This window comes from Flavobacterium sp. LHD-80 (assembly GCF_030929605.1).
Classification (GTDB): domain Bacteria; phylum Bacteroidota; class Bacteroidia; order Flavobacteriales; family Flavobacteriaceae; genus Flavobacterium.
Window position 1 is genome coordinate 264,028 of record NZ_JAVFVS010000012.1, and the last position, 25,553, is coordinate 289,580.

26 protein-coding genes and 2 tRNA genes are annotated in these 25,553 nt (G+C 32.9%); 10 read left to right on the forward strand and 18 right to left on the reverse strand.

Annotation, left to right across the window (positions count from 1 at the left end; all coding sequences use genetic code 11):
- Nucleotides 1-35: 35 nt before the first annotated feature.
- A complete protein-coding gene (locus tag RB619_RS18100) occupies nucleotides 36-668 on the forward strand; it encodes a hypothetical protein (RefSeq protein ID WP_308100086.1) in 633 nt (210 codons plus the stop codon).
- 835 nt (nucleotides 669-1,503) lie between these two features.
- Here the strand turns inward: RB619_RS18100 and gldC are convergent.
- A complete protein-coding gene (gldC, locus tag RB619_RS18105; RefSeq protein ID WP_155102616.1) occupies nucleotides 1,504-1,839 on the reverse strand; it encodes a gliding motility protein GldC in 336 nt (111 codons plus the stop codon).
- Nucleotides 1,839-2,795, reverse strand: coding sequence for a gliding motility lipoprotein GldB (gene gldB / locus RB619_RS18110; RefSeq protein ID WP_308100089.1), 957 nt, complete (start codon nucleotides 2,793-2,795; stop codon nucleotides 1,839-1,841). Before gldB ends, gldC begins: the two co-directional genes overlap by 1 nt.
- A 99-nt stretch (nucleotides 2,796-2,894) precedes the next feature.
- Here gldB and nadE point away from each other — a divergent pair, with 99 nt between their 5' ends.
- Both nadE and RB619_RS18120 read left to right on the forward strand, forming a co-directional pair.
- On the forward strand, nucleotides 2,895-3,701 hold the full coding sequence (nadE, locus tag RB619_RS18115) for an NAD(+) synthase (RefSeq protein WP_308100090.1): 807 nt from the start codon (nucleotides 2,895-2,897) through the stop codon (nucleotides 3,699-3,701).
- Between the two features lie 94 nt (nucleotides 3,702-3,795).
- Entirely contained in the window at nucleotides 3,796-4,425 is a 630-nt protein-coding gene (locus RB619_RS18120) for a response regulator transcription factor (RefSeq protein ID WP_026730588.1), read from the forward strand.
- Nucleotides 4,426-4,509: 84 nt separating this feature from the next.
- On the opposite strand, the gene dnaG is transcribed toward RB619_RS18120, so the two are convergent.
- The 5 genes from dnaG to RB619_RS18145 all read right to left on the reverse strand — a co-directional run bounded on the left by dnaG (nucleotide 4,510) and on the right by RB619_RS18145 (nucleotide 10,292).
- Nucleotides 4,510-6,579, reverse strand: coding sequence for a DNA primase (gene dnaG / locus RB619_RS18125; RefSeq protein ID WP_308100102.1), 2,070 nt, complete (start codon nucleotides 6,577-6,579; stop codon nucleotides 4,510-4,512).
- Nucleotides 6,580-6,708: 129 nt separating this feature from the next.
- Entirely contained in the window at nucleotides 6,709-7,740 is a 1,032-nt protein-coding gene (locus tag RB619_RS18130; RefSeq protein WP_308100104.1) for a hypothetical protein, read from the reverse strand.
- Nucleotides 7,741-7,856: 116 nt separating this feature from the next.
- Nucleotides 7,857-8,579, reverse strand: coding sequence for a hypothetical protein (locus RB619_RS18135; RefSeq protein WP_308100106.1), 723 nt, complete (start codon nucleotides 8,577-8,579; stop codon nucleotides 7,857-7,859).
- The gene (locus RB619_RS18140) at nucleotides 8,566-9,126 is read right to left on the reverse strand and encodes an RNA polymerase sigma factor (protein ID WP_308100108.1); all 561 of its coding nucleotides are present in this window, start codon (nucleotides 9,124-9,126) and stop codon (nucleotides 8,566-8,568) included. Before RB619_RS18140 ends, RB619_RS18135 begins: the two co-directional genes overlap by 14 nt.
- A gap of 188 nt (nucleotides 9,127-9,314) precedes the next feature.
- A complete protein-coding gene (locus RB619_RS18145; protein WP_308100110.1) occupies nucleotides 9,315-10,292 on the reverse strand; it encodes a polyprenyl synthetase family protein in 978 nt (325 codons plus the stop codon).
- A 157-nt stretch (nucleotides 10,293-10,449) separates the two neighbouring features.
- Here RB619_RS18145 and RB619_RS18150 point away from each other — a divergent pair, with 157 nt between their 5' ends.
- A complete protein-coding gene (locus RB619_RS18150) occupies nucleotides 10,450-11,310 on the forward strand; it encodes a hypothetical protein (protein ID WP_308100113.1) in 861 nt (286 codons plus the stop codon).
- Nucleotides 11,311-11,547: 237 nt separating this feature from the next.
- Here RB619_RS18150 and rlmN read toward each other — a convergent pair whose 3' ends face one another.
- Nucleotides 11,548-12,597 carry a 23S rRNA (adenine(2503)-C(2))-methyltransferase RlmN gene (rlmN, locus tag RB619_RS18155; RefSeq protein WP_308100115.1) on the reverse strand — a complete coding sequence of 350 codons (1,050 nt, stop codon included), beginning with the start codon at nucleotides 12,595-12,597 and terminating at the stop codon, nucleotides 11,548-11,550.
- 226 nt (nucleotides 12,598-12,823) lie between these two features.
- On the opposite strand from rlmN, the gene RB619_RS18160 reads away from it, so the two are divergent.
- The 3 genes from RB619_RS18160 (at nucleotide 12,824) to RB619_RS18170 (ending at nucleotide 14,767) form a co-directional block, all read left to right on the forward strand.
- Nucleotides 12,824-13,417 (forward strand): YceI family protein, encoded by a 594-nt coding sequence (locus RB619_RS18160; protein ID WP_308100117.1) that lies wholly within the window; start codon nucleotides 12,824-12,826, stop codon nucleotides 13,415-13,417.
- A gap of 230 nt (nucleotides 13,418-13,647) precedes the next feature.
- The gene (locus RB619_RS18165; protein WP_308100119.1) at nucleotides 13,648-14,013 is read left to right on the forward strand and encodes a hypothetical protein; all 366 of its coding nucleotides are present in this window, start codon (nucleotides 13,648-13,650) and stop codon (nucleotides 14,011-14,013) included.
- A 112-nt stretch (nucleotides 14,014-14,125) separates the two neighbouring features.
- Nucleotides 14,126-14,767 carry an O-methyltransferase gene (locus tag RB619_RS18170; RefSeq protein ID WP_308100121.1) on the forward strand — a complete coding sequence of 214 codons (642 nt, stop codon included), beginning with the start codon at nucleotides 14,126-14,128 and terminating at the stop codon, nucleotides 14,765-14,767.
- A 215-nt stretch (nucleotides 14,768-14,982) separates the two neighbouring features.
- Here RB619_RS18170 and RB619_RS18175 read toward each other — a convergent pair whose 3' ends face one another.
- The 7 genes from RB619_RS18175 to RB619_RS18205 all read right to left on the reverse strand — a co-directional run bounded on the left by RB619_RS18175 (nucleotide 14,983) and on the right by RB619_RS18205 (nucleotide 21,197).
- The gene (locus tag RB619_RS18175) at nucleotides 14,983-15,546 is read right to left on the reverse strand and encodes a phosphatase PAP2 family protein (RefSeq protein WP_308100126.1); all 564 of its coding nucleotides are present in this window, start codon (nucleotides 15,544-15,546) and stop codon (nucleotides 14,983-14,985) included.
- Between the two features lies 1 nt (nucleotide 15,547).
- The gene (locus RB619_RS18180; RefSeq protein WP_026730602.1) at nucleotides 15,548-15,895 is read right to left on the reverse strand and encodes a twin-arginine translocase TatA/TatE family subunit; all 348 of its coding nucleotides are present in this window, start codon (nucleotides 15,893-15,895) and stop codon (nucleotides 15,548-15,550) included.
- A 255-nt stretch (nucleotides 15,896-16,150) separates the two neighbouring features.
- Complete coding sequence (locus RB619_RS18185) at nucleotides 16,151-18,397, reverse strand: M1 family metallopeptidase (protein WP_308100129.1); 2,247 nt, start codon at nucleotides 18,395-18,397, stop codon at nucleotides 16,151-16,153.
- Between the two features lie 66 nt (nucleotides 18,398-18,463).
- Nucleotides 18,464-18,970, reverse strand: coding sequence for a DUF6702 family protein (locus tag RB619_RS18190; protein WP_308100131.1), 507 nt, complete (start codon nucleotides 18,968-18,970; stop codon nucleotides 18,464-18,466).
- A complete protein-coding gene (locus tag RB619_RS18195; RefSeq protein WP_308100133.1) occupies nucleotides 18,967-19,722 on the reverse strand; it encodes a hypothetical protein in 756 nt (251 codons plus the stop codon). Before RB619_RS18195 ends, RB619_RS18190 begins: the two co-directional genes overlap by 4 nt.
- Nucleotides 19,712-20,440: a carboxypeptidase-like regulatory domain-containing protein gene (locus RB619_RS18200; protein WP_308100134.1), complete on the reverse strand. Its 729-nt coding sequence runs from the start codon at nucleotides 20,438-20,440 to the stop codon at nucleotides 19,712-19,714. Before RB619_RS18200 ends, RB619_RS18195 begins: the two co-directional genes overlap by 11 nt.
- Nucleotides 20,427-21,197, reverse strand: coding sequence for a carboxypeptidase-like regulatory domain-containing protein (locus tag RB619_RS18205; protein WP_308100136.1), 771 nt, complete (start codon nucleotides 21,195-21,197; stop codon nucleotides 20,427-20,429). Before RB619_RS18205 ends, RB619_RS18200 begins: the two co-directional genes overlap by 14 nt.
- A gap of 164 nt (nucleotides 21,198-21,361) precedes the next feature.
- On the opposite strand from RB619_RS18205, the gene pepE reads away from it, so the two are divergent.
- Complete coding sequence (pepE, locus tag RB619_RS18210) at nucleotides 21,362-22,069, forward strand: dipeptidase PepE (protein WP_308100138.1); 708 nt, start codon at nucleotides 21,362-21,364, stop codon at nucleotides 22,067-22,069.
- Nucleotides 22,070-22,205: 136 nt separating this feature from the next.
- Here the strand turns inward: pepE and RB619_RS18215 are convergent.
- Both RB619_RS18215 and RB619_RS18220 read right to left on the reverse strand, forming a co-directional pair.
- Nucleotides 22,206-22,278 (reverse strand) — tRNA-Gly (locus RB619_RS18215).
- 71 nt (nucleotides 22,279-22,349) lie between these two features.
- A tRNA-Gly gene (locus RB619_RS18220) sits at nucleotides 22,350-22,422 on the reverse strand.
- Between the two features lie 134 nt (nucleotides 22,423-22,556).
- Between RB619_RS18220 and RB619_RS18225 the strand changes: the two genes are divergently transcribed.
- Nucleotides 22,557-22,994, forward strand: coding sequence for a GNAT family N-acetyltransferase (locus RB619_RS18225; protein WP_308100140.1), 438 nt, complete (start codon nucleotides 22,557-22,559; stop codon nucleotides 22,992-22,994).
- 1 nt (nucleotide 22,995) lies between these two features.
- On the forward strand, nucleotides 22,996-24,588 hold the full coding sequence (locus tag RB619_RS18230; RefSeq protein WP_308100142.1) for a L,D-transpeptidase family protein: 1,593 nt from the start codon (nucleotides 22,996-22,998) through the stop codon (nucleotides 24,586-24,588).
- Here RB619_RS18230 and RB619_RS18235 read toward each other — a convergent pair.
- Entirely contained in the window at nucleotides 24,577-25,299 is a 723-nt protein-coding gene (locus RB619_RS18235) for a murein L,D-transpeptidase catalytic domain family protein (RefSeq protein WP_308100144.1), read from the reverse strand. The two genes, RB619_RS18230 and RB619_RS18235, sit on opposite strands and share 12 nt — an antisense overlap.
- Nucleotides 25,300-25,553: the final 254 nt, after the last annotated feature.

Genomic DNA, 25,553 nt, shown 5'->3' on the forward strand with positions numbered 1-25,553 from the left:
CTTTTCCTACTTTTGAACGAATTAACTTATCGTTCATGAAAAAAACCAAATTCATCTGTAGTATAATTTTACTTTTTGTCCTTTTCTCTTCTTGTAGCACGCCAACATTTCTTTTTTTAACACCTAAACAAACTGGGGTCGATTTTTCATCAGGAAAATGGCTTTTAAACGAAATTGACGCACCTAAAAACTCTAAAGATCACTTAACAGCCGAATCCATGGAATTCTTTAGAAAAAACCTTGGCGAACGCATATCCTACATTCATGATGTAAATGGATTGCTTGTTCCTCGAAAAATTCCTTTAAATCCCAATAAAACAAAATTAAAAGAATTGAAAGAAGGTACAGGATTTGACTTCTTCATCAATATTTCCACAAAAAAGAATAAAAGTGACTTCTCTACAATCGAACTATATCAGACTGACAGCGAAACAGGAAAAAATGAAGCTTCGGTAATTGTTGAAATTTATGATTTAAATCTGCAACAAATAATTTATTCCCAAAATGTAGTGGGAATCACAAGAAAAGAAGCTTCAGAACCAATGTGGCAAACTGAAAAATCAGATAAACTTATAGACAATATCGCATTTTATAAAAACTCCAACCAATTGATGACAAAAGCGTTGAAGAAAATTTTTAAAGACATCGATAAAAAATCAGTGAAATAAGTTCCAAAGTTTAAAATACTCAATAAAAAAAAATCCAAATTCCAATTTACGCTGAGGCTTCGGGAGGAATTTGGATTTTCTTTATTGAAATTTTCTTTTCGTTGTTCTTCTAAAATTCAAGACTTTCCATTCTTTATAAATCAAAAACTGATACAGAATATAAAAAAGAGAATTGAAAAACCAAAAATCAATTATAAACGGCTCTGTAGATAACACCGAATCACTATTTCCAGACAGAAAAATACCCGCGCTGCTCGTGACATAAATAATTAGCCCATTACAGAAATAGAAATAATTATGCTTATGTTTTTTAAAATTTGAAATAATAAAATAGAACGCATAAAACAATAAAGGAATAGAGGTTATTGCCACTTCTATCAAATTAAACTCCCAATAAAGCGAGGGTTTATTATAATATTGGCACCCTAAAAAAAGCAGTACCAAAACAAACACAATTACCATAATCCGCTTTAATTTCTTATTCGAAAAACTTTTATAAAAAAACAAGTTTAGGATAACGAACTGGAAAATAAAATAGTAATGCGAAAGGAAAAAATTAGAATTAGGGTATAAAAATCCGATAATATTGCAAAACAATTCCACACAAAATAAAAGAACCAAATAAGCCGTAAAAATACGATATAGTACATCTCTGTTTTTAGAGGTAATAAAAAACCGAATCGCATTTGCAAGTAAGAAAAACAATCCGACAAGGCTTACAATAAAAGGAAACAGCATACTCTATGATTTACGACAATTTACGAAATAAAAACAAAAAATCCCAAAACCAATATTTTAAAATTGGAATTTGGGATTTTTTATATTTGAATTTAATTTACTTTGTCAATTCCAGTTTTTCTGCAAAATAATCACAGAAATCTTTCATAGTATCTGACATTTTTTCGTCATCAGTCGCACGTTTGAAAGTATCTGCCATTGCAACTAAAGTTTGGTGAAAGAAAATTTTCATTTCATCAACCGGCATATCTTTTGTCCACAAATCGATACGCATCGTTTCTTTTGCTTTGCTGTCCCAAATAGAAAGCATAATCGCTTTTGCTTCTTCTGCCTGAACACCGCCGTCCTGCGCACTCCATGTTAATTTTTCTGGAACGCGGTTTTCATCTAATTCTATATTGAATTTTATTTCTGAGTTTATTGTATTTGACATTATTTCTTAGGTTTATATTTTGACTTTTCGAAAATTTCTTTCGCATTAACTTTTAATAATTCTGGCAAAGTTACGTTGTTATTTTTCATATAGGAACGTACAATCTGCCAACCAATCCAAGCACCTACTCTTCCTGGAGAATCGTTGTCGATTTCTAAATAAAATTTAGAAAACGGAGCTGGAGCAATAAATCTTGTTGTAAGTTTTGGATCATCGCTGTAAAGCATTTCTTTTTCCATAAAATAACGCCACATATAGGCTTCATTTTCTTCACACCATTTGATTTGTTCTGGTGTATACCCCATTTTATCAGCATCTGAATATTCAGGCAAAAGCAAATCTTTGGCATACAATTGCTTTCCTTCAAAAATCATTTGAGAAACCAAATTTCTTTCGCCGTAAACTGGAATGTTTCTGTAAGTAAAACTAGAAACCACATCTGGCATGATTTGTTTCTCTTCAAAATTTTGTTTCACATAATTAGGGAACTCATAAAATTTGTGCTCTTTCCCCAAATACAATTCTAATGCAACAATTACCAAACTGTCTGCATAAATTGCTTTCGCATTATAATCCATTTCTCCAATAACGGTAATTACTTTTGGTGTTTTCGTTTTTGGAAAATAATATTTCACATGCTGAAAAAGCGAATTGAATTCCTGACGCACTGGTTCAAAATTGCTGTATTTTTTTTGCACTTCGCTATACACTTCACGCCAAATTGGTTCTTGCATTTTTTGAATCCAAACAGCATCATCATTTCCTGCTGGAAAAAAGTACGGATACTGCTTTTTTATTTTTCCAAGATCTTCAGGTTTTGCTTCAAAAAAAGCCTTATCAAAGCGTTCTACTTTAATGTCAACCGGAATTTCTTCAACTTCTTTTTCGACCTTGCTTTTTTGTTCACAAGACAAAAAAAACACGCATAGAAGCAATGTAAAGCGATATAATTTCATTTTATTTTAATTAGATTTGTGTTGCATAAATTTAAATAAATACATACTTAAAAATATTTGTGCAAATATACATCCCTGTATCTTAAAACTTGAACTATTATGGCTAAAAAAAGTACCATTCAAACAGAAAAAGTAAATATCCACATTGTAGAGTGGCTAAAAAATTATGCTGAACGAGCAAAAGTAAACGGTTTTGTAATTGGAATTTCTGGTGGAGTTGACTCTGCTGTTACCTCAACTTTATGCGCTCAGACGGGTTTACAAGTTTTATGTGTTGAAATGCCGATTCATCAAGCTGAAAGTCAAGTTTCGAGAGGAAGAGAACATATTGACCAATTAAAAAAACGTTTCTCTAATGTTTCAAGTGTAGAAACTGATTTAACGGCCACTTTTGAAGCTTTTAAGGCATCGGTTCCAAAAACCGATGACGAAGCAAAGATTAATCTTTCTTTAGCCAATACACGTGCTCGTATACGAATGACTTCTTTATATTATTTAGCAGGAATTCATGGTCTCTTGGTTGCAGGAACTGGAAACAAAGTGGAAGATTTTGGAGTAGGATTTTATACAAAATATGGAGACGGAGGAGTCGATTTAAGTCCGATTGCCGATTTAATGAAATCTGATGTTTATGCTTTAGGAGAATTTTTAGCAATTCCGCAATCAATTTTAACAGCAGCTCCAACAGATGGATTATTTGGCGATAATCGTACTGATGAGGACCAATTAGGAGCAAGTTATGACGAACTTGAATGGGCGATGTTAGCCGCGGAGTCAGGAAAAACGGCAGATGACTTTGATGGGAGAGAAAAAACTGTCTTCGAAATTTATAAACGATTAAACACCAGCAACAAGCATAAAATGGATGCAATTCCGGTATGTTTAATACCAAAAACGTTAAAATAAAACTTTTTAACATTTGTCAGCTATAAACTACAGAATTTATTTATTAATTTTACCGTTCCAAAAACATGATAACAATTCTAAAAAGGTAAAAATTATGATTAAAGTATGTCTAGCAGACAATCATCCTGTGACGCACTTTGGCGTTAAGTCTTATTTCAAAGACCACGATCAAATTTCAATTGTTGCCAACGTAGGCAATTTTTCAATGGTTAGAGACATTCTTCAGACGAAGGAGATCGATATCCTAATTCTAGATCTAGAGTTAGAAGGTCTTTCGAGCATCTTTGAAGTTAAATCGATCCTGAAAAACTTCCCAAAAACAAAAATTGTAATTTTTAGTGACCTCGCTGAACAAATGTATGCTCCAAACGCAATTAAAGCAGGAGTTTCAGGGTATGTACACAAAACAGAAAAACTTGAAACATTAGGTCTTTCTATTATTAAAGTACATGAAGGAAAAATTATTATCAATGAAACAGTTCGCAAAAACATGGCCCTTATTGCTAAACAAAGCAAAAGCGAACGTTTGTACAGAAAACTTTCTAATCGCGAGATTGAAGTTTTGCGTTACTTAAGTGACGGAAAGAAAAACAATGAAATTTCTAAAATCTTAAATCTGAACGAAAAAACGATCAGTACTTACAAATTAAGATTATTGACTAAATTGAATGTTACTAATTTAGTTGACTTAGTAAACAAAGCTAAGACTTTAGAAATTATTTAAATTAATGGTTGATTTGCTACGGCAAAACCATCAGTCATAAAAAAAAGCTCTATATTGTTTATCGATATAGAGCTTTTTGATTTTTTAGTGATAAGGAACTACTACCCTACCTAATTTCTTCGAAAAATTATTGAGCAGTTTCGAATAATCTACAACCATTGACAATACTTCTGAATTGTCTTCCTGCGGATCTGTCATCAATGAATTTTTCAAATCATGAATTATTTTTGAAACCAAATACCAGCGTAACGAAAATATCGTATCTGAAACATTTTGCTCGATAGTTACATTTTTATGTTTTGGGAAAATATTCTGCCCTTCCCAATCATGAATAACGACTTTTTCATCTTCCATCAAAATATTGGTCACTTCCTGCGCAAATTCTGGAGGTAAATGCATCAAATATTTATCTAAACTGAAGGTTTCGTTTTGATTATAAAAATCAATTAAGCCACTGAAGATATTCTGAAATAAACTATTCGACAGTTCAATCTCATCTTCCTGCAGACTTAAATATATTTTTTCGAATACTTTATATTCTCTTTTTTCAGAAACCTCTTTTACATTTCCTTCTTCATCGGCTTTTAAGAAAACATCTTCAAAATTTTCAACAACACTTCCGTACAAAAGAAGAATTTCAATGACTTTTCTTTCGAATTCATATAAAATATCTACTTTTTGTTCCTGCACTGCTGCATAACCTTGATCTCCCGGATAATCATAACCCTCCGGCGGTCCAGTTCTAGGATCTTCAGGATCTCCTCCTGAGAATGTACCTGCTTGTGGAGGCTGATTTCTATGAACTTCAAAAGGTTTTTGTTCTTGCTTTTGCTTTTTATTCGCTTCTGCAATATCTTTTTGAATTAGCTGTGCCAAAGTGCTCACCAAGACTTGCTCAGAAATATCCATTATTCGGGCACATTCCTGAACATAAACTTCACGCTGAATGCGATCTGGAATTTTCGAAATACTAACAACCATATCCCGAATCAAATCGGCTTTTTTTATTGGATCGTTTTTAGCTTCGTTCATTAATATCGAAGCCTTAAACTGTATAAAATCTTTACTGTTGTTTTCTAAGTAAGCAACTAATTCGTCATGCGAATTTTTTCGAGCGAAACTATCTGGATCTTCTCCGTCAGGAAAAGAACAAACTCTTACATTCATTCCTTCTTCCAAAATCAAATCGATTCCTCGAATAGACGCACGCAGTCCGGCAGCATCTCCGTCAAAAAGTACAGTAATATTTCGCGTCAAACGATTAATCAAACGAATTTGATCTGGTGTCAAAGCGGTTCCTGATGAAGCCACAACATTTTCAATTCCCGCTTGACTAAACTGAATTACATCGGTATAACCTTCAACCAAGTAACAATTGTTTTGTTTGGCGATGGATTGTTTGGCGTGATAAATTCCGTAAAGCACTTTACTTTTATGGTAAATATCACTTTCTGGCGAATTCAGGTATTTTGCCGCTTTTTTGTCATTCGTCAAAATACGTCCTCCAAAACCTAAAACTCGGCCCGACATACTTTGAATAGGAAACATCACACGGCCTTTAAATCGGTCAAAAGGGCGATCTTCTCTAGCGATGGTTAAACCAGTGCTTTCTAAAAATTCTAATTTATATCCTTTCCCTAATGCCTCTTTAGTCAAAGCATCCCAAGTTTCAGGAGAATATCCTAAATTGAATTTTTTAATGGTTTCATTCGTAAATCCTCTTTCTTTAAAATAAGATAAACCAATCGCTTTTCCTTCTTCAGAATTTAATAAAATGTCCTGAAAATATTTAGCTGCAAATTCAGAAACCAAATACATACTTTCGCGAATATCTGTATTTGCTTTTTCTGCTTCAGATTGTTCGGTTTCTTCAATTTCGATATTGTATTTTTTTGCTAAATACCGAATGGCTTCAGGATAAGTAAACTGCGAATGCTCCATCAAAAATTTAACCGAGTTTCCGCCTTTTCCTGTACTAAAATCTTTCCAGATTCCTTTTGCAGGCGAAACCATGAACGAAGGAGAACGCTCATCTGAAAACGGACTCAAACCCTTAAAGTTACTTCCCGCGCGCTTTAAATTCACGAAATCGCCAATAACCTCCTCTACTCGAGCAGTTTCAAAAACAGTATCAATTGTATTTTGTGAAATCAAAACGTAAATTTATTTTTAAAGTTGGAAGCCTGTAAAAGTACATAAATCCATCCTGAAAATTTATTTTTTAAACTAAAAAAAGTGCCTCTTTCAAAGCACTTTTTCTACTAACTAAACTTAATACTGTAATTAATTGAAATCAAATCGAAGTCCCATTGAAATATTGTTTTCCTTAACTAAATTGTCCTGAAACAACGGATTCAAATCGTATTTTACATATAAGCTTAATTCTCTGTAACCAATGTAAGAACTTACTCCGTAAATGAAATTATTCACATTGTATTCGCCTTTTATGGTACTTTTATATTTCAAATCTTCTTCTTCAAATTTTAAAATCTGTTTTGATTTTACGTTAATTCCGGCGTAACCTCCAACTCCAAAACGGAAACTTTTATGCGTTTTAAAATAGGTTTTTCCATCTTTTACTGTTGGTCTTGTAAAATCAAATTCTAAATGCGCAGGAAGAACCAAATACACATTTCTAAAACGAGATTCGGTTAAGTTTACAGCATTTGTCTGTAAATTCGTTTGATCACCATTTACCACAAAATAACGATTGTCTGTTGGGCGAATATTATTGTACATTAATGAAAGTCCGTATTTAGCGTGAAGCAAATTATCATTTTTCATTAATCTTGAGTTATAAGTAAAACCCCATTCGTAAAAATGCGAACCTATAAAACTGTAATTTGAATCCTGATATTTCCCGTCGACCATCGTGTTATTTAAACCCAGTGCAAAAACAAATTGAGAAGTCGTTCTTCGCTCGCTACGAATAGAATCTTTTTTGCAATCATTTTTTGCCCAACGAATGTAATAAGAAGCTGGTATATCTTTTTGTTTTATTTTTCCATCTACTTTTTCCTGTACTAGCTCGTTCAATTCATTTTGAGCTAAAGTCACTTTTTCTTCAATTATAATCGCTCTGGCTTCTGCCAATTCTTTTTTGCGTTTATCCGCTTGTTCCTGTGTAATTTTTCCTTCCGATAATTGCACGTTTACGGCTTCTACTTCTTGTTTTAAAGTTTCTTTTTCTTCTTTAGTAACTTTCTCGATTTTATTGGCAATTTGTCTTGCTCTAGCTTCAAAAGTTTCTTGCCCCATAACCTTGCTTACAAATAAGAAAATTAAAATTACGAGATGAATGGTAAAATTTTTCATGATTGATTTTTTAGATTGATTGTGATTGATGATGATTAATTATTAATTGTTAATTATGAATTATGAATTCTTTGCTCTTGCTTCTTTGTTCTTGCCTCTTTATTCTTGCTTCTTCCTCACTCCTGCTGATTTCTATTTGCCAAAGTCACTTTTACAGTCTGATAATTTTTGTTGACTTTTGTGATTACTTTTTCTCGAAACGACTGTTCTAATTCGCCGTCAACTTGATTCAACAGATCATTAGCATTGACTTTAATTTTTGCTTTTGGCTTCGCTGAATTTTCCGCAACAATTGTTTTTTCTGCCGAATCCAATAACTGATCTACGTTTTCTTTTTTAGGCGTTTCGACAATTGTTGTTTGATTATTAACTGATTTTTTTTCTTGATTGTTTTTGATGATGATTGAAGACTCCGCTATTTGATTTGATTCATTTTTATTGATTTTATTTGATTTCTGTATTGAAGGGTTTTGATTATTTTTTTCTTCTTTATTTAAAGTTTCTTTTGAAGGATTTTCAGAAACAGCGATTTCAGTTTTAGAAGAATCGATGTTGTTTAAAATTGGTTCTTCAACTGAATCTTTTTCAGTTTCTTTTTCAACTACTGCATTTTTTGGAGTTTCAACAGTATTTTCTTTTTGGTTGAAAAAGAAAGTTCCAACCAATAAAAATCCGACAACACTTGCGGCGATGTACAGCCATTTTCTGTTTTTCTTTTTAGGTTTTTCTTCGGCAACACTCAACATTGCGTCTAATCGATCCCAGGCTTTATTGCTTGGCTCAATCTCGCGTTGATTTAGTTTTTCACGGAAATCCTTTTCAAAATTATTCGGTTCCATTATCTTGTTTTTTTAAAATAGTAATTTGTGTTTGCAGCATTTTTCTAGCGTGCGATAATTGCGATTTTGATGTTCCCTCATTAATTCCTAACATCTTGGCAATTTCATTGTGTTTGTAACCTTCGATCGCATATAAATTGAAAACCATTTTATAACCGTCCGGCAAAGCGTCAATTAAAAACTGAATTTGTTCAACTGTAAACTGACTGTCGATTTCGTTGAAACTTTCCTCAACAAAAAATTCATCTTCGGCAAATTTTACTTTTTTCTGAACCCTTAAGTAGGAAATACATTCGTTAACCATAATTCGGCGAATCCATCCTTCAAAACTTCCTTTGTGTTCAAAATTGCTTAAGTTGGTAAACACTTTCATGAAAGCCGTTATCATAACATCTTCCGCCAATTGAATGTCTTTTATATATTGGCGACAAACACTTAACATTTTCGAAGAATATTTACCGTAAATCTGTTGCTGTGCCTGACGATTATTTTCGACAGCCAGCTTTATGATTTTGGTTTCTTCTTGATGTAACGGAATAATTTTCATTAATAAGCTTTCGGTTTTGGTTTTAGAAACAGACTTCTATTAGCATAGACGCATAGAGTTTTGAAATGGTTGCATGGGAATGAAAAAATAATTGGACGATCAGAAAATTTGTCAATTAGATAATTGATTCACAACAAAGTAAAAACAATTATCTAATTGACAAATTTTCTAATTATCTAATTAAAAAATTATTTCTTTCTTTCGATTACGTAGTTCACCATCAAAGTCAGCGCCTCTTTATACTCTGAATCTTCGAAGTTTTGAAGTAGAGAAAGTGCTTCTTGCTGGAATTCGACCATTTTGTTTTCGGCGTAAGCCAAACCATTATTATCTTTTACAAAAGCAATAACTTCTTTTACGCGTTTTTTGTCTTTGTTGTGGTTTTTGATGGAGTTTATCAGCCACTTTTTTTCTTGCGGAGTACAAGTATTCAAAACATGAATTAAAGGCAAAGTCATTTTTTGCTCTTTAATATCGATTCCGGTTGGTTTTCCGATGGCTTCTTCGCTATAATCAAACAAGTCATCTTTTATTTGAAATGCCATTCCGATAAGCTCTCCAAACTTTCGCATATTTTCAACCTGCACATCATCTTCAATTACCGCTTTTGCACCAAGTGCACAACAAGCAGCGATAAGTGTTGCGGTTTTCTTTCGGATGATTTCGTAATAAACATCTTCGGTAATATCTAATCTTCGGGCTTTTTCAATTTGAAGCAATTCGCCTTCGCTCATTTCGCGAACGGCAACAGAAATGATTCTGAGTAAATCAAAATCGCCATTATCAATTGAAAGCAGCAAACCTTTTGAAAGTAAATAATCTCCAACTAGAACCGCAATTTTATTTTTCCAAAGCGCATTGATAGAGAAAAATCCGCGTCGGCGATTACTGTCGTCCACCACATCATCATGAACTAAAGTTGCGGTATGAATCAATTCGATTACCGAAGCTCCACGATACGTTCTTTCGTTTACAACACCGCCAGAAACCATTTTTGCAGTTAAAAAAACAAACATCGGGCGCATTTGCTTTCCTTTTCGATTTACAATATAATAAGTAATTCGGTTCAGCAGCGCGACCTTTGAAGTCATCGATTCATGAAACTTTTTTTCAAAAAGTTCCATTTCGTTAAAAATGGGCTGTTTTATTTGGGAAGTGATATTCATTTCGATTTCAAATATACTATTTTTAATAAAAAAACGTTGTCTATTTTATGTTAGTATATCAATAATTTGCATACTAATATAAATTCACCACCAAAACACATTCTAGTTAAAGCCTAATTTGAGTTCATTAATTAAAATCATGCAAAACTAATTTATTATGAAAACAAAAATTTTCTTTATTGGAACATTAGCAGCTTTATCTTTTTTTGTCAGCTGTAACTCTGACGAAAAAACAAATGACGGATCATCTGCAGCAATTACGAAAGATGAAATCATTACAAATTCTAAAATTGATGCCTCAATTGATGATGTAACGAATATTGCTGAAGACCAATTTAGCGCACAACAAAACGTAACCGCAAAACCAAGCGGTGTGGTAAAAAATTTCCTTCCGAGTTGTGCTACTATTACAACAGTATTAACTAATAACACCTGGACTAGAACTGTAGATTTTGGTGCTGAAGGCTGTACACTTGGAAACGGAAACACTGTAAAAGGAAAAATGATTGTTTCTTTTTCTAATGATTTTGCATCTTCTACACAAACCATTAGTTATACTTTTGATGGATTTTATCACAATGGCAAAAAACTTCAAGGAAGCAAAAGCATAGTTCGAACTGTAAAAACAACCGATTTGCTTGCAACAGCACACCCTGTTTTTACCGCTGCAATCGACTTGACTATTACTTTTGATGATGGAGGTGTTTATACTCGAAAAGGCACGCTGGTTAAAGAACAAGTTGAAGGTTTTGACACTTGGTTCAACTGGGATGACAATGCTTACCTAGTAACTGGAAGCGGTACAACGACTTTCCCTAACGGAGATACTTTTTCTGCTGAAATTACTACCCCATTACAATTTAAAGCATCATGTAAAAAATCATATCCTGTAAAAGGAGTTGTATCTGTAACTAAAAATGGCGCTACAGCAGTTATTGATTATGGCAATGGAGACTGCGATAGCCTTGCAACAATTACAAAAGACGGAGTGACAGAAGAAGTTGATTTGAAAAAATAAATCCTTTTTGCCTAAAAAAAAGCATTAATAACAAGATTATGTCTCGTTTTTAATGCTTTTTTTGTTTATTTAATTTAGTCCCTACGGGACATTATTGTTATGATTTTCGAATATCTAGCTACCAATATTTCACTACCAACATTTTAATTCTAACGGAGTATATCGTGTTACTTTAGAAAAAAAAAATTCAAGAAATTCTCTTTCTTCTTTGCTCTTTCTTCTTTCTTCTTTTACGAATTATACTTCAGCTTCTTTATTTGCTAATTGTCCACAAGCGGCATCAATATCTTTTCCACGGCTGCGTCTTACTTTGACAACAATGCCAATATTCTCTAAAGCTTTTATGTAAGCTAAAATCGATTCCTCTGAAGCTTGTTGAAATTCCCCGTCATCAATTGGATTATATTCAATTAAATTGACTTTACAAGGAACATATTTACAGAATTTAACCAAGGCATCAACAGAAGCTTTATCATCGTTGATTCCTTTCCAGACTACATATTCGTAAGAGATTTTACTTTTTGTCTTTCTGTACCAATATTCTAATGCTTCGCGTAAATCTTTCAAAGGGAAATTTTTACTGAAAGGCATAATCTTCGCACGCGTTTCATCAATAGCTGAATGCAGCGAAACTGCCAATTTGAATTTCACATCGTCATCGGCCATTTTTTTGATCATTTTCGGAATTCCCGAAGTCGAAACCATAATACGTTTTGGCGACATTCCTAAACCTTCTGGCGACGTAACCATATCGATTGCTTTAATGACATTGTTGTAATTCATTAAAGGCTCTCCCATTCCCATAAAAACAATATTAGAAAGCGGGTGATTGTAATACAAACGGCTTTCTTTGTCAATTGTCAAAATCTGATCGTAAATTTCGCCTGGTTCTAGATTTCGCATACGCTTTAATCTTGCAGTAGCGCAAAAATTACAATCTAAGCTACAACCCACTTGGCTCGAAACACAAGCAGTTGTTCTAGTTTCCGTCGGAATCAAAACAGATTCTACCACTAAACCATCGTGCAAGCGTACAGCATTTTTCACCGTTCCGTCACTGCTGCGCTGCATGGTATCAACCTTAATATGATTGATTACAAAATTATCCTCAAGCATTGAACGTGTTGTTTTGGCAACATTAGTCATGTCTTCAAAACTATGCGCTCCTTTACTCCACAGCCATTCATAAACTTGATTTCCACGAAAAGCTTTGTCATTATTTGCGACAAAAAAATCTCGTAACTGCTCTTTTGATAAGGCTCTTATATCTTTTTTCTCCATTTGCATGCTGCAAAGTTAATCACTTTTGTCATTTTTTTTGATTTTTTAGAATCTCTCTTCTTCAAAAACATTTTTTTACCATTTTATTATAAGTCTTTAATAAAACCTTAACCATGATTTTTATCAGCTCTTTTACTATTCCTTCACAATACATTTGACTCAGGAAAAAGATAGCATTTATAATCAATTTCAAATTATAAGCCATCTAGTTTTAACTAAATACCACATACAAATGAGACCAATCAAATCAATTTTATTAGCCGTAGTAATTACATTCTCAATTCAAGCAACTGCACAAAAGAGATTCAGTTTAGCAAAATCAACTTTTGAAGTAGCAGGAACATCAAACATACACGATTGGGTTATGAAATCTTCAGAAGGTGTCGGAAGCGCTTTTCTAACCATTACAGATTCAAAACTTACAGACATTAAAAACTTAACCATTACATTGCCTGCAGAAAGCATAAAAAGTAGCAAAACCAGCATGGACGATGTTGCGTATGAAACTTTAGACACTAAAATGTATAAAAACATCAAATACGTTTTAAAATCTGCTGAGAAAGTAAACGAAACAATGTGGATTCTAACTGGAACCTTTACCATTGCAGGCGTTAGTAAAGATTATAGAACACAAGTAAAAGTAACAACTTATGACAATGGCACTTTTGTATTTCAAGGTTCTAACCGAATGTCTTTTACTGATTTTGAAATGACACCTCCATCAGCAGCACTTGGCGTGGTTAAAGCAGGCAAAGAATTGACAATATTTTTCAATATCACTTTAACTGATTTTGCAAAAAGTGAAAATGTTTTAGTTATTAAATAAACTCTTGGCAACGCGTTGAATTGAACAATAGCAGCTTATAAATTATCTTAAAATAAATTTATCAAAAAAAAGAAGTTTCTATTCTAAAAGTAAAAAATTTGGCACAAGAATTGTCTAGCACTTAAAAGAATAATAATCTTACAAAGCGCGCAATAATTTTAAAATTTGTATTTTTATTCTTCAACGATATAACCTTTTATTTTTTAATAAACCTAAAAAGAAAATTCATTATGAAAAAACAAATTTTAAGCTTAGCTGTTGTTGCTTTATTAGCATTCGCTGTACAATCATGCGAGAAAAAAGAACCAAAACCTGCAGATGAAGAATTAACTCTTGGAAACAAAGTTGACTCATTAACAACAGATATTGAAGAAGTTAAAGATACCGCAGTAAGCAAAACAGAAAAAGCGGCTCAAGACGTGAAAGATGCAACTAAAAAAGCAGCTGATGATGTTGAAACTGCAACAAAAAAAGCAGCTGAAGACGTAAAAGATGCTACTAAAAAAGGAGCTCAAAAAGTAGAAAATGCAGCGAAAGCAGCAAAAGACGGAACTGTAAAAACAGCAAAAGAAGTAAATGAAGCTTTGAAAAAATAGTTTTATTTAAAATTGAATCAGAAAACCATTCGCCTACCCGAATGGTTTTTTTATGCACCAAAAATTGAGTTTATATTTTGTATTTTTGCATCAAATTTATAAGACTCTACAAATGCATTTTATTTCACAAGAACTTGAAGATTACATCGAACAGCATTCTGAAAACGAACCAGCTTTATTGGCAAAACTGAACAAAGAAACCTATCAAAAAATTCTTTTGCCAAGAATGTTGAGCGGTCATTTTCAAGGACGTGTTTTGAGTATGCTTTCTAAATTGATTCGTCCAGTAAATATTCTTGAAATAGGAACTTACACAGGTTATGCTACTTTGTGTTTATGCGAAGGAATGCAAGACAGTGGTCAATTGCATACGATTGATATTAAAGAAGAATTGGTTGATTTTCAAAGAAAATATTTTGATGCCTCGCCTTGGGGGAACCAAATTTTTCAGCATTTAGGAGAAGCAATAGATATTATTCCGACAATCGATGTGAAATTTGATTTGGTTTTTATTGATGCTGATAAAGAAAACTACCTGAATTATTGGGAAATGATTGTTCCAAAAATGAACAAAGGCGGCATTATTTTATCGGATAATGTTTTGTGGAGCGGTAAAATTCTGGAACCAGTTCATCCAAATGATGTGAGTACAAAAGTACTTTTAGAATACAATCAGCTTTTAAAAGATGACCCGAGAGTGGAAACAGTTTTATTGCCCATTCGTGATGGATTGACGGTTTCAAGAGTATTGTAAAATTAAAAATTCAATAGCCTCCAGCTTTAGCTGGAGATAATGGAGCTCATAAGAAAAAGGCTTTAGCCAAATACTCTGTGTGTATTTTGGCTAAAGCCTTTCTTTTTAAATGAAATACCACAAACTAAAGCTGGAGGCTATTCATATAATTTGATATTACGATATTAAAAAACTTAGAATCTCAGGATCTTAGAAACTCAGAATCTTTAAAAAAACTATCCCGGAAAATATTGAGGTTTTAATTTTCGGTAAACTAAATAAATCAAAGACCCAAAAAGTGCTCCGAAGAAATACCCAGCCAAAATATCACCTGGAAAATGCAACCCTAAATAAATACGGCTGTAAGCAAAAACTAAAGGCCATAAAAATATAAATCCTAAATACTTGAAACGGCTTTTTAAAACCAAAAATAAAAAGGTTGCAACAGCCATAGTATTTGCAGCATGTCCAGAGAAGAAACTGTATGATTTCCTAACTTGAACAACGCGAATAAATGTATTTAATTCTGGATTATTACACGGACGTAGGCGTTCAAAAGTATGTTTGAACAAATTACATGTCTGATCTGTAAAAGCGATTAAAACTGCTATGAAAAGTAATAAATACAAGGTTTGTTTTCCTCCTATTTTTTTATAAATAAAATAGAACATCAACAGAAAAAGAGGTGTCCAATACAACTGATTTGTAATAATCAGCCAAAGTTTATCGTATGTTTCAGAACCTAAACCATTCAGATACACAAAGAGATTTGTATCTAATTCTTGTATTTTTTCAAGCATATTACATTTGACGTTTTATAGGTCCTGAAAGTGAATCAATATCTTCTTTTACTTTATCAATTTCTGTTGCAGTATCTCCTAAAAGATTTCCTGAATCTCCTATAATATTAGATTTTGCTTCATTTATTTGAGCATTGATATTGCCTGTTATACTATTAAGCGATTTGGTATCAAGACCGTTTGCCTCAGCTCCTTTTTGAATCTCGCTTTTAATATCATTGGTAGCGTTTTTTAACTGCGCCATAGCTTTTCCCATTGTACGGGCAATTTCTGGCACTTTGTCTGAACCAAAAAGCATTAATACTATAAACAGTATGAAAACTAATTCTCCTCCTCCTATACCGAACATATCTTTAATTTTTGTGTGGTCACAAAGATATTAAATTTTGCTGCGTAGAGTTTTAAAATTTACTTAAAAAAACAAGATAGCTTGGTGAAGTAATAACTCAATAAAGCACACAGATAACGCGGATGAAACGGATCCTCAACGATTAAATATAAAAATCAGTTAAATCCGTGTGATCCACTTGCCATTTTCAAAATCAGCGCGGGTAACAGATAGGCATAAAAAAAGACTCTTTCGAGAGTCTTTTTAGTTTTATTCTTAATCAAATTTTGATTTTTCTTCAGCTTTTGGCCAAGCGTTGTTGGTTACATCAATATCAGCAGTCATTAATTTTGGGTCAATTTGAATGCTTTTGATCGCTTTTGAAGTTGCATAAACTTTTTTAGCTGTATCATTATTCTTTCTCCAAATTTGCGCTGGATATTGGTAATTATCTTTTGTACCATCTTCATAAGTGATCTCTACTAAGATTGGCATAATCATACCTCCTGGTTTATTGAACTCTACTTCGTAGAAATATTTCGGAGATTTTAAACTTGCTTTTTCTTCTGCTGTAAAAGTCTTGCTTACGTAATCTGACAATAACTTAACATCTTCAACTTTTAATGCTTTTTTGCTAGAAGCATTAACTTCTGCATTATCTCCAGAAACCAAGTAAACGAAAGGTCCTTTATCTGTTCCAAAACGTCCTTTTCTAACTTTTACATCTTTTAAATCAGCTGTTGGAGTTTCAGAAACGTAATATTGTTTTACCTCTTTAATTCCGATATCTACAAAATCAGTTGAGTAAAACCATCCTCTGAAAAACCAATCCAAATCAACCGCAGATGCATCTTCCATTGTTCTAAAGAAATCTTCTGGAGTTGGGTGTTTGAATTTCCATCTGTTTGCGTATGTTCTGAAAGCATAATCAAACAATTCTCTTCCCATAACTACTTCTCTTAAAATATTAAGACCCGTAGCTGGTTTTCCGTAAGCGTTATTTCCAAATTGAGCAATTGTTTCAGAGTTTGACATAATTGGCTCTAAAAACTTTTGGTCACCGCTCATATAAGGAACGATATTTTTAGCTGGTCCACGTCTTGAAGGGAAAGTTGGATCTAATTCTTGTTCTGCTAGATATTCTAAGAACGAGTTTAAACCTTCATCCATCCAAGTCCATTGACGCTCGTCTGAATTTACAATCATTGGGAAGAAAGTGTGTCCTACTTCATGAATAACAACACCAATCATTCCATTTTTAACTTCTTTGCTAGTTACTCCATTTTCGTCAGGACGACCAAAGTTCCAGCAAATCATTGGATATTCCATACCTTGATCTTCTGCCGAAACAGAAACTGCTTTTGGATAAGGATAATCAAAAGTATGAGATGAATAACTTTTTAAAGTATGTGCAACTGTCATAGTTGAAGTTTCTCCCCAAAGCGGATTTGCTTCTTTTGGATAGACAGATTCTGCCATAACAATTTTGCCTCCTAATTTTACAGCCATTGCATCGTAGATGAATTTTCTTGACGAAGCAATTCCGAAATCACGTACATTTTTAGCACTGAATCTCCATGTTTTTTTCTTTTCAGAAAAACCTTTTTCAGCAGCTTCAGCTTCAGCCTGTGTTACAATTACAACAGGTTTATCAAACGATTTTTGAGCCTGCTCGTAACGTTTTACTTGTTCAGCCGTGAAAACTTCGCTTCTATTTGTCAATTCTCCTGTAGCATCAATCACGTGATCAGCAGGAACTGTAATGTTTACATCGAAGTTTCCGAAAGGAAGAGCAAACTCTCCGCTTCCCCAGAACTGCATGTTCTGCCATCCTTCAACATCATTATAAACTGCCATTCTTGGGTAGAATTGAGCAATTACATATAATTTATTTCCGTCTTTTTCGAACAATTCATATCCAGAACGTCCACCTTCTTTTCTATAGTTGTTGATATTGTACCACCATTTTATAGCTAAAGAGATTTTTTCACCTGGTTTTAAAGGAGTTGCCAAGTTAATACGCATCATTGTTTCATTGATTGTATATGACATCGGACTTCCCTTAGCATCTTTTACCTGCTCAATATTAAAACCGCGTTCTAGATCTTTTTTCAAATATTTACTTGAAAAACCATCTAACGGCAAAACCTGATTGATTTTTTCACTTTCAGCTAAAGAAGATTGTGTATTGGCTTTAGCTTGATTTTGATCCAGCTGAATCCATAAATATTCTAAACTGTCTGGTGAATTATTAGAATAAGTAATAACCTCAGAACCTGTAAGTTTTGAGTTTTTATCATCTAATTCGATATCAATTTTATAATCTGCCTGCTGCTGGTAATAAGCTGGTCCAGGAGCTCCAGATGCCGTACGGAACATATTTGGAGTTGCCAGCAAATCATACATTTGGCTAAATTTGTTTGTGTCGTACTTTCCTTGTTGCCTTGGAACCGCTGGAGTATTTGCTTTTTCTTGAGCAACTAGCATTGCTGGAAAAAGTAATAATAATGAAAGTTTTTTCATAAAAGCTTAATGGTAATTTTATCAGGGTGTGAAAATAACAATTAAAATGATAATTTCACACCTCCATTAATACTTTAACACTTCTTTCCTTGAAGATTCTGTAAAAAGCACACTCTTTTTTGTACCAAACGCTGAAATATGTGTAATGTTTTGCTGCTCAGCATTCCAATCAACTAAAATTGAGTTTGAAATTTCGAGTGTTTTAAATTTCTCAATATCTTTTATTCGGGAATAACAAACCAAAACATCATCAGACTCCACTTCTTTAGACAAAAAAGTTATTGCTTTTGACTGGCCATTTACTTTGATGGCGAAATTTTCAGCCAAATATTTTTTTAATAATTCTATATCTTCTGGAGTTTCCTTATCAGTTCCAACAAATGTTTTTTTATGATATTTTTTCTCCAATCCTTTATTCAAATCGTCTACAAATATACGGGAAGTAATTTGAATCATTTTTTTTTCAGAAGCATAATTCACCTGAAAAACACCCATGTAAAACTTATGAAATGCAAATGCGGAAAGCGATAAAAACAATATCCCGATTAAAGGATAAATTAATCTATTTTTCATTTTTGAACAACGTTCGATTTTTTAAATTCTTTATTCTTATTGATTAAAAAATCAATCAATTCAAATTTTTGATCTGGATTAACGTGTCTTTTAGATTCTGGGTCATTAGAACAATACATTAAAAACAAATCTATTTCATCCTCTTTCAATCCTAAAGTTTTAGTAAAAAAGTCAGGTTTGAAATTATCCTTTGTATAAGCAACAAAAGCAATATCTGATATTTCTTCTTCTTTTACATCATCTTTTTTCCTCAAAAGTTTTTTGACATCTTTAAATATTCTAACAAAATCAGTTCCATATTTAATCGTCTGATCAGAGTACATTGCAGTATTTTTTGCAGTTGACTGTTGATCATCTTCAAATTGCATATCTACAATAGCCTGAGAACCTACTCCCAGCGTTTTTACTTTTAAATCTTTACGAACAACAACTTCTTTTAATTGATTGTTTACCAATTCTAATGGTACTGTAAAAAGAATTTGTGCACAATCTTTTTCAGTCAACACAATTTTTTTTGACTGAAATGCCATTCCTGTAAACACTAAAGTGTCTTTTGGTCTTGCCAAAATATCAAACAATCCCCCAGCACCTATAAAAGTTCTGGTGTTTGCATTAATATTCATTACATGACCACTTTCTATTGACAATGATGTATTTACCACTTGTCCGTGAAGTGGTATTCTGGTTGTATTTTGCCCTAATGCAATTTGACAAAACAAGCAAACAACGAATACTGATAAACTATTTTTCATTTTCGAGGATAATTAAATATTTTCTGGCTAAATCTGTGATTAAAAACATACTCATTGTTTTGTTCTTTGTATTCAAAGATACGGCAAATTGAGCATCATCCACACAAAATAATTGAAATCCTTTGATATCATCGACAGGAATTTTTAACCGATCCGTATAATAATTCTCTTCAAAAAGATATTCCATTTTCCTAAAAAGCATCTCCTTTTTCTCGACAACTACTTCCTTTTTCAGCATTGCTGTACGTCCAGAAATTTTATTTAATATTTTATCAATAGAGGTCGAAGTCGCTGTGTAAACTTTCCTTTCGGCCGGCGTATATGTTTTTTGCCCATATGGCACAATGCCAAGATTTTGAGTCGTGATTTGGGAATTTTCATTCACAACAACTTCCTTCAATTCAATTTCCTTGGCTGTCATTTTGATCTGAAGCTTATCCAAATTCAAATCTTCTGGAGTAATTCTATGTTTAAGCGGATCAAGGTTTACAGATGAAAAAACAAGGACATCACCTTCTTTAACCGCAATCGAAAACATTCCGTTCACATCTGAAATTGTCGAAACCTGAGTCGTATTATTGATAATATTTACGCCATCCACAGAAGTTGACTGTTCCAAAATTTGTCCAAGAATTTCTTTTCGGACCAAATTTTGCCCAAAACCAAATTGCGCAAGCAACAAAAAGAGGATTATATTTATAGTATTATTTGATTTCACTTGCAATTATTTCTTTGTATTTGGTTGCCAATTCCGCCAGCAAAAACTCCGTTGAAGTTTTATTTTTTGAGTTCAAAATTACAGTAAACTTATCATTTTCGACTGCATAATATTCAAAGCCTTTTACATATTCTAAAGGAATTTTGAGTCGGTCAACAAAATGCTCCAAAGTAAACATACGTTCCAAAAGCTTCATAAAAGCTTCTTTCTTCTCTACTTCGGCTTCTTTTTTAAGCATTGCTGTTCTTCCTGAGAAAAAATTCAGCAATGGGTCTGCAGAAATTGAACCGCCCGCCATAGCATTACTGCTGTTCGCTTCAGGATTTAAAGCTGTCGCTGTATGCAATCTTCTTTCCGCCTGAGTATATGATTTTTGCCCACCAGGAACAATCCCTAAAGACACGGCATTTATTCCGTTGTAATTTCGAACTACCACTTCCTGCAATTGATGCATAACCATACTTAATCTCACAGTAAAATTGATATCTGAAAAATTATCAGCCGTTAATAAAACTCTGTTTTCTTTGAATTGTATTGATGAAAAAACAAGCGTATCGCCAACATTTGCCAAAATTGAAAAGGCTCCAGAAGCATTTGTCACTGTCATCTCTTCAGTCTGAGCATTAACTACATAAACACCTTCTAAATCAGAACTGCTAGATGCTATTTTCCCGTTGATTACAGTACGTTCTTGAACCTGCGAACAAACATTTTGTCCCCAAATCACTAGAAAAAAACAAGCAATTTTATTAATCAAAATGATAAAAATTTAAAATTATTCTTAAAGCCGTAAAAATATCTTAATGTGTTCCAAATTTAATATTAAGGACTTGGTAAAAATATGTTAATTAAACCTCGACAATTATTACCAAACTGTGAGTTTTTAATATCTTTAGCCTACAGAATCAGATTTTAAAAATTATGAAAAGCGTTATCATTGCCAGCACTTCTACTCTTCATGAAGGCAGTTATTTAGAGTATTTATTACCTACTTTACAATCTCATTTCAAAAATTGCAAAACTATTTTATTTATTCCTTACGCAAGACCAAGCGGTATCTCGCATGACGATTACACTCAAAAAGTTTCTCAGGCTTTTGCAGGAATTAATATTTCCGTAAAAGGAATTCACGAATTTGAAGATGCTCAAGAAGCCATCAAAAATGCTGAAGGAATTTTTACCGGCGGAGGCAATACTTTTTTATTGGTTACACAATTATACAGACATAACATCATGCAACTTCTTGCTGAAACTGTAAAAAACGGAACTCCGTATTTAGGAACTAGTGCCGGAAGCAACATTTGTGGATTATCAATGCAAACCACAAACGACATGCCTATAATTTACCCTCCTAGTTTTCAGACTTTAGGATTAATTCCGTTTAACTTAAATCCGCATTATTTAGATCCAGATTTGCAGTCGAAACACATGGGAGAAACTCGCGAAACTAGAATTAAGGAATTTCATGCTTTTAATTCGATTCCGGTTTTAGGTTTAAGAGAAGGAAGCTGGCTCGAAGTAAAAGGAGAAAAAATCACTTTGAAAGGAAATTTGAAAGCTCGTTTATTCAAACAAAATGAGACTCCAACAGAATTAGAAACAGAAAGCGATTTGAGCAATCTGAAATAATTTCGAAACCATATAAGTTGTATAAGCCCATTTAATTAAAGCTTCAGCAAAAAACGTATTTTACTTATATAACTTATATGATTTTAAAAAGAAATAAAAACAAAAAAGCCTCAAACATTGTTTGAGGCTTTTGAAGAGCGAAAGACGAGGCTCGAACTCGCGACAACCAGCTTGGAAGGCTGGAGCTCTACCAACTGAGCTACTTTCGCATTAATAGGGTGCAAATATAAATAATTTTAATTTCTAAAAAAATAAAAATCTAAAAATTATTTATTTTTAGAGCGAAAGACGAGGCTCGAACTCGCGACAACCAGCTTGGAAGGCTGGAGCTCTACCAACTGAGCTACTTTCGCATTGGTGGTGCAAATATAAAAAGAAAGTTAAGTTCAAAACAAGCTTTTGGGCAAAAAAAATCAATAAAAATCAACAAAAAATTATAACCCATTTAAAATTAAAAAGTTATAAAATCAATTATTTTTCAAAAATTATGAATATTATCAAAGAAATCCCGTCAAAAGAAACTTATATCGTTCGTCAACCTGTCTTAAGAGAGGGAAAACCTATAGAAAGCTGTATCTTTGAAGGAGATGATTTAGAGACAACACATCATTTTGGTTTATTTGAAAACAATAATTTAACAGGAATTATTTCATTATTTTCTCAAATCAATCCTATATTTGCCGAAAAAAATCAAGCGCAGATTCGCGGAATGGCGGTTTTGCTAACACATCAGAAAAAAGGATTTGGTGAAGCTTTAGTCAAACATTGCGAAACCTACTGCAATGAAAACAATGTCGATTTGATTTGGTTTAATGCCAGAACCGTAGCTGTAGGTTTTTATAAAAAAATGAACTATCAGACTCTAGGTGAAGCGTTTGACATAAAAGATGTTGGCGAACATTACCTGATGTATAAAAAATTATAAAATGAAAAAACTTTACTTTTTTTTGGCAATATGCATATTTATCGGTTGTAAAAAAGACGAACCGAAAATCATTCCTGTTGTCAAAAAAAAGGCACCTGCAATTATTCTTACAGATGAAAGGTCAGTCGAAATAGACACTGCAATAATTGGTTCTTATAAAAGTGAAACACTTAAACAATTTTATAATTCATCTGAAAATAAAACGGTTTGGGGAAATCTAAAAAAAAGAACTTACGTTTTATCTCAACTGCAAAATTCTGACAAATTAGGCTTAGAACCAGAAGATTACAAATCTACGCAGTTGCAAAAATTCGAAAAAAGAGTCAGCTCGCTTACCGATATTGAATTAGCAACTTATGATATTTTATTGACGTATAACTTTGAAAAATATTTAAATCATCTCTTCAAAGGAAAATTAGACCCAAAGAAAATTTATACCGATTGGGATTTGGAAGAAAAGGTTTTAGACGTAAATAATGTACTTATAAAAGCCTTTAATAAAAACAAATTAGACAGTATTGTCGACAATATTCAGCCAAAATCAGAAACTTATAAAGAACTGCTTAAAGCGCTAGAAATCATTGATACTTTTCCAGATGACAATATCGAAAAGATAACTACTGATTCTTTGACAAAAAAAATAAGTTTAAACGAAAGCAATGCTGCATTAATCAACATCAAAAAAAGACTGCTGTTTTGGGGAGACATGAGTGGAAAAGACAGTTTAACCACTCTTTATAACGCAAAAACATTTGAGTCAATCAAAAGATTTCAAGAACGACACGGCTTAGCTGCTGACGGTGTTGTCGGGCAAGGAACAATAAGAGAGCTCAATTATTCTAAAGAGAAAAGAAAACAGCAAATTATCGCCAACTTAGAACGCTGGAGATGGTTTACAGCCGATTTTGCCGAAAATTATTTCATAATTAATATCCCGGATTATAGCTTAAATGTTGTTGAAGAACATGACACGACTTTGGTTCGAAATATTGTAGTAGGAACCAGCAAAAGAAAAACTCCTATTATAACCTCAACTTTAAAAACGGTCGTTTTCAACCCTACTTGGACGGTTCCTCCTACTATTTTAAAGGAAGATGTTGTTCCTGCCATGAAAAGAAACAGAAATTATTTAGCAAATAAAAACATAACCATATATGATACTGCCGGACATGTTGTTGAACCAACTGCATGGAACGAGAACAAACCTAACAATTATAGATACGTTCAAAGTCCAGGTTACACGAATTCGTTGGGAGTTATGAAAATTTTATTTCCAAACCATCATAGCGTTTATTTGCATGACACCAATCATCGTAACTATTTTGGCCGAAGCAACCGCTCTTTGAGTTCCGGTTGTGTTCGTATAGAAAATCCGTTGGAACTTGCTGAACATATTTTAAACGATACCGTACGATTTTCAAAAGTAAAAATTGATACTATAATTGCTTCTAAAAAGACAATGAGTTTCAAAATCACAAAAAAATACGCTTTGTATCAATGGTATTGGACGGCTTGGAGCAAAAAAAATCAGCTCATTTTTAGAGCTGATATTTATAATCTAGATTCGGATTTGTATGCTAAATTAAGAAATTAGCTTTTCTTCCATAGAGAAACTTCTTGATGGATGATAAATATACAAACACGATTTGCCTTTTATTGCTTCAATTATCTTGTCTCTTAATTCAAAAGGAATTGCTGGACAACCTTGGCTTCTACCTAATCTTTTGTGATCTCTTATAAAAGATTCTGACACATAATCAGCGCCATGCATTACCACACCTCTTTCACGAGCATTGCTGTTAAATCCTCTCTCCAATCCATCTAAACGTAATGATGCTCCGTGTTTTCCTTGATAAATTTCGCCTGTAGCATAAAAACCAAGACTGCTTTTATAAGATGAATTATTATTTGAAAATGATGAAGCAAATTCTTCACCTGTATTACGACCATGCGCCACTAATGACTGATACAAAATAGTATTACTTGCTAAATCAATTACCCACAGACGTTTGCTGTTTGAAGACAAACTAAAATCTATAAGTGTTAAAATGTCTTTTTGAACAACTCCTTTTTCTTTAAGGATATAAAAACCCTTTAAAGCCTCAGTAAAAGTTTTAAGTTCTGGCAACTGAAAATGATTCGAATTTAGAGAGCTGTAAACGCTTTCAATCTTTGCATCAACTGTAAGTTTTTCAACAGCCGCAATTTTTTTAGTTGCAGTAATTTTAGTTTCGGGAGTGTTTTTTGAATCTTTACCAAAAGATAATAAAAAAAACACCAGCAGGGGAAAAGTTTTGTAAATCATTGAATTTCTTTAGGTTAAAAATAAAATTTGGGTAGGGCAAAAATAGAAAAATTTTATAGCGATTGAAAATCAACACGTTGAATCAGTGCGTTTTTGTTTAAATTTTAACAGTATAATAGTAAAATTTTTGCATTTTGAAGGAAAAACCGATGTTTTTGTAAGATATTTACTTATGTTAAATTTCTAAACGTTTTTATGCATTTTCTTAAAGAAAATACAATTAAACATTATTTTTGCCCCTTAAAACTGTAACA

Bases quoted from the DNA above. Each gene is read 5' to 3' on its own strand.
- RB619_RS18180 (WP_026730602.1), bottom strand. From the start codon at position 15,895: ATGTTCGGTATAGGAGGAGGAGAATTAGTTTTCATACTGTTTATAGTA.
- RB619_RS18185 (WP_308100129.1), bottom strand. From the start codon at position 18,397: ATGAAAAAACTTTCATTATTATTACTTTTTCCAGCAATGCTAGTTGCT.
- nadE (WP_308100090.1), top strand. From the start codon at position 2,895: ATGGCTAAAAAAAGTACCATTCAAACAGAAAAAGTAAATATCCACATT.
- RB619_RS18100 (WP_308100086.1), top strand. From the start codon at position 36: ATGAAAAAAACCAAATTCATCTGTAGTATAATTTTACTTTTTGTCCTT.
- RB619_RS18150 (WP_308100113.1), top strand. From the start codon at position 10,450: ATGAAAACAAAAATTTTCTTTATTGGAACATTAGCAGCTTTATCTTTT.
- RB619_RS18195 (WP_308100133.1), bottom strand. From the start codon at position 19,722: ATGAAAAATAGTTTATCAGTATTCGTTGTTTGCTTGTTTTGTCAAATT.
- RB619_RS18175 (WP_308100126.1), bottom strand. From the start codon at position 15,546: ATGCTTGAAAAAATACAAGAATTAGATACAAATCTCTTTGTGTATCTG.
- gldB (WP_308100089.1), bottom strand. From the start codon at position 2,795: ATGAAATTATATCGCTTTACATTGCTTCTATGCGTGTTTTTTTTGTCT.
- RB619_RS18135 (WP_308100106.1), bottom strand. From the start codon at position 8,579: ATGGAACCGAATAATTTTGAAAAGGATTTCCGTGAAAAACTAAATCAA.
- RB619_RS18225 (WP_308100140.1), top strand. From the start codon at position 22,557: ATGAATATTATCAAAGAAATCCCGTCAAAAGAAACTTATATCGTTCGT.
- RB619_RS18230 (WP_308100142.1), top strand. From the start codon at position 22,996: ATGAAAAAACTTTACTTTTTTTTGGCAATATGCATATTTATCGGTTGT.
- RB619_RS18190 (WP_308100131.1), bottom strand. From the start codon at position 18,970: ATGAAAAATAGATTAATTTATCCTTTAATCGGGATATTGTTTTTATCG.
- RB619_RS18160 (WP_308100117.1), top strand. From the start codon at position 12,824: ATGAGACCAATCAAATCAATTTTATTAGCCGTAGTAATTACATTCTCA.
- RB619_RS18140 (WP_308100108.1), bottom strand. From the start codon at position 9,126: ATGAAAATTATTCCGTTACATCAAGAAGAAACCAAAATCATAAAGCTG.
- RB619_RS18130 (WP_308100104.1), bottom strand. From the start codon at position 7,740: ATGAAAAATTTTACCATTCATCTCGTAATTTTAATTTTCTTATTTGTA.
- RB619_RS18170 (WP_308100121.1), top strand. From the start codon at position 14,126: ATGCATTTTATTTCACAAGAACTTGAAGATTACATCGAACAGCATTCT.
- RB619_RS18145 (WP_308100110.1), bottom strand. From the start codon at position 10,292: ATGAATATCACTTCCCAAATAAAACAGCCCATTTTTAACGAAATGGAA.
- rlmN (WP_308100115.1), bottom strand. From the start codon at position 12,597: ATGCAAATGGAGAAAAAAGATATAAGAGCCTTATCAAAAGAGCAGTTA.
- RB619_RS18235 (WP_308100144.1), bottom strand. From the start codon at position 25,299: ATGATTTACAAAACTTTTCCCCTGCTGGTGTTTTTTTTATTATCTTTT.
- gldC (WP_155102616.1), bottom strand. From the start codon at position 1,839: ATGTCAAATACAATAAACTCAGAAATAAAATTCAATATAGAATTAGAT.
- RB619_RS18120 (WP_026730588.1), top strand. From the start codon at position 3,796: ATGATTAAAGTATGTCTAGCAGACAATCATCCTGTGACGCACTTTGGC.
- pepE (WP_308100138.1), top strand. From the start codon at position 21,362: ATGAAAAGCGTTATCATTGCCAGCACTTCTACTCTTCATGAAGGCAGT.
- RB619_RS18165 (WP_308100119.1), top strand. From the start codon at position 13,648: ATGAAAAAACAAATTTTAAGCTTAGCTGTTGTTGCTTTATTAGCATTC.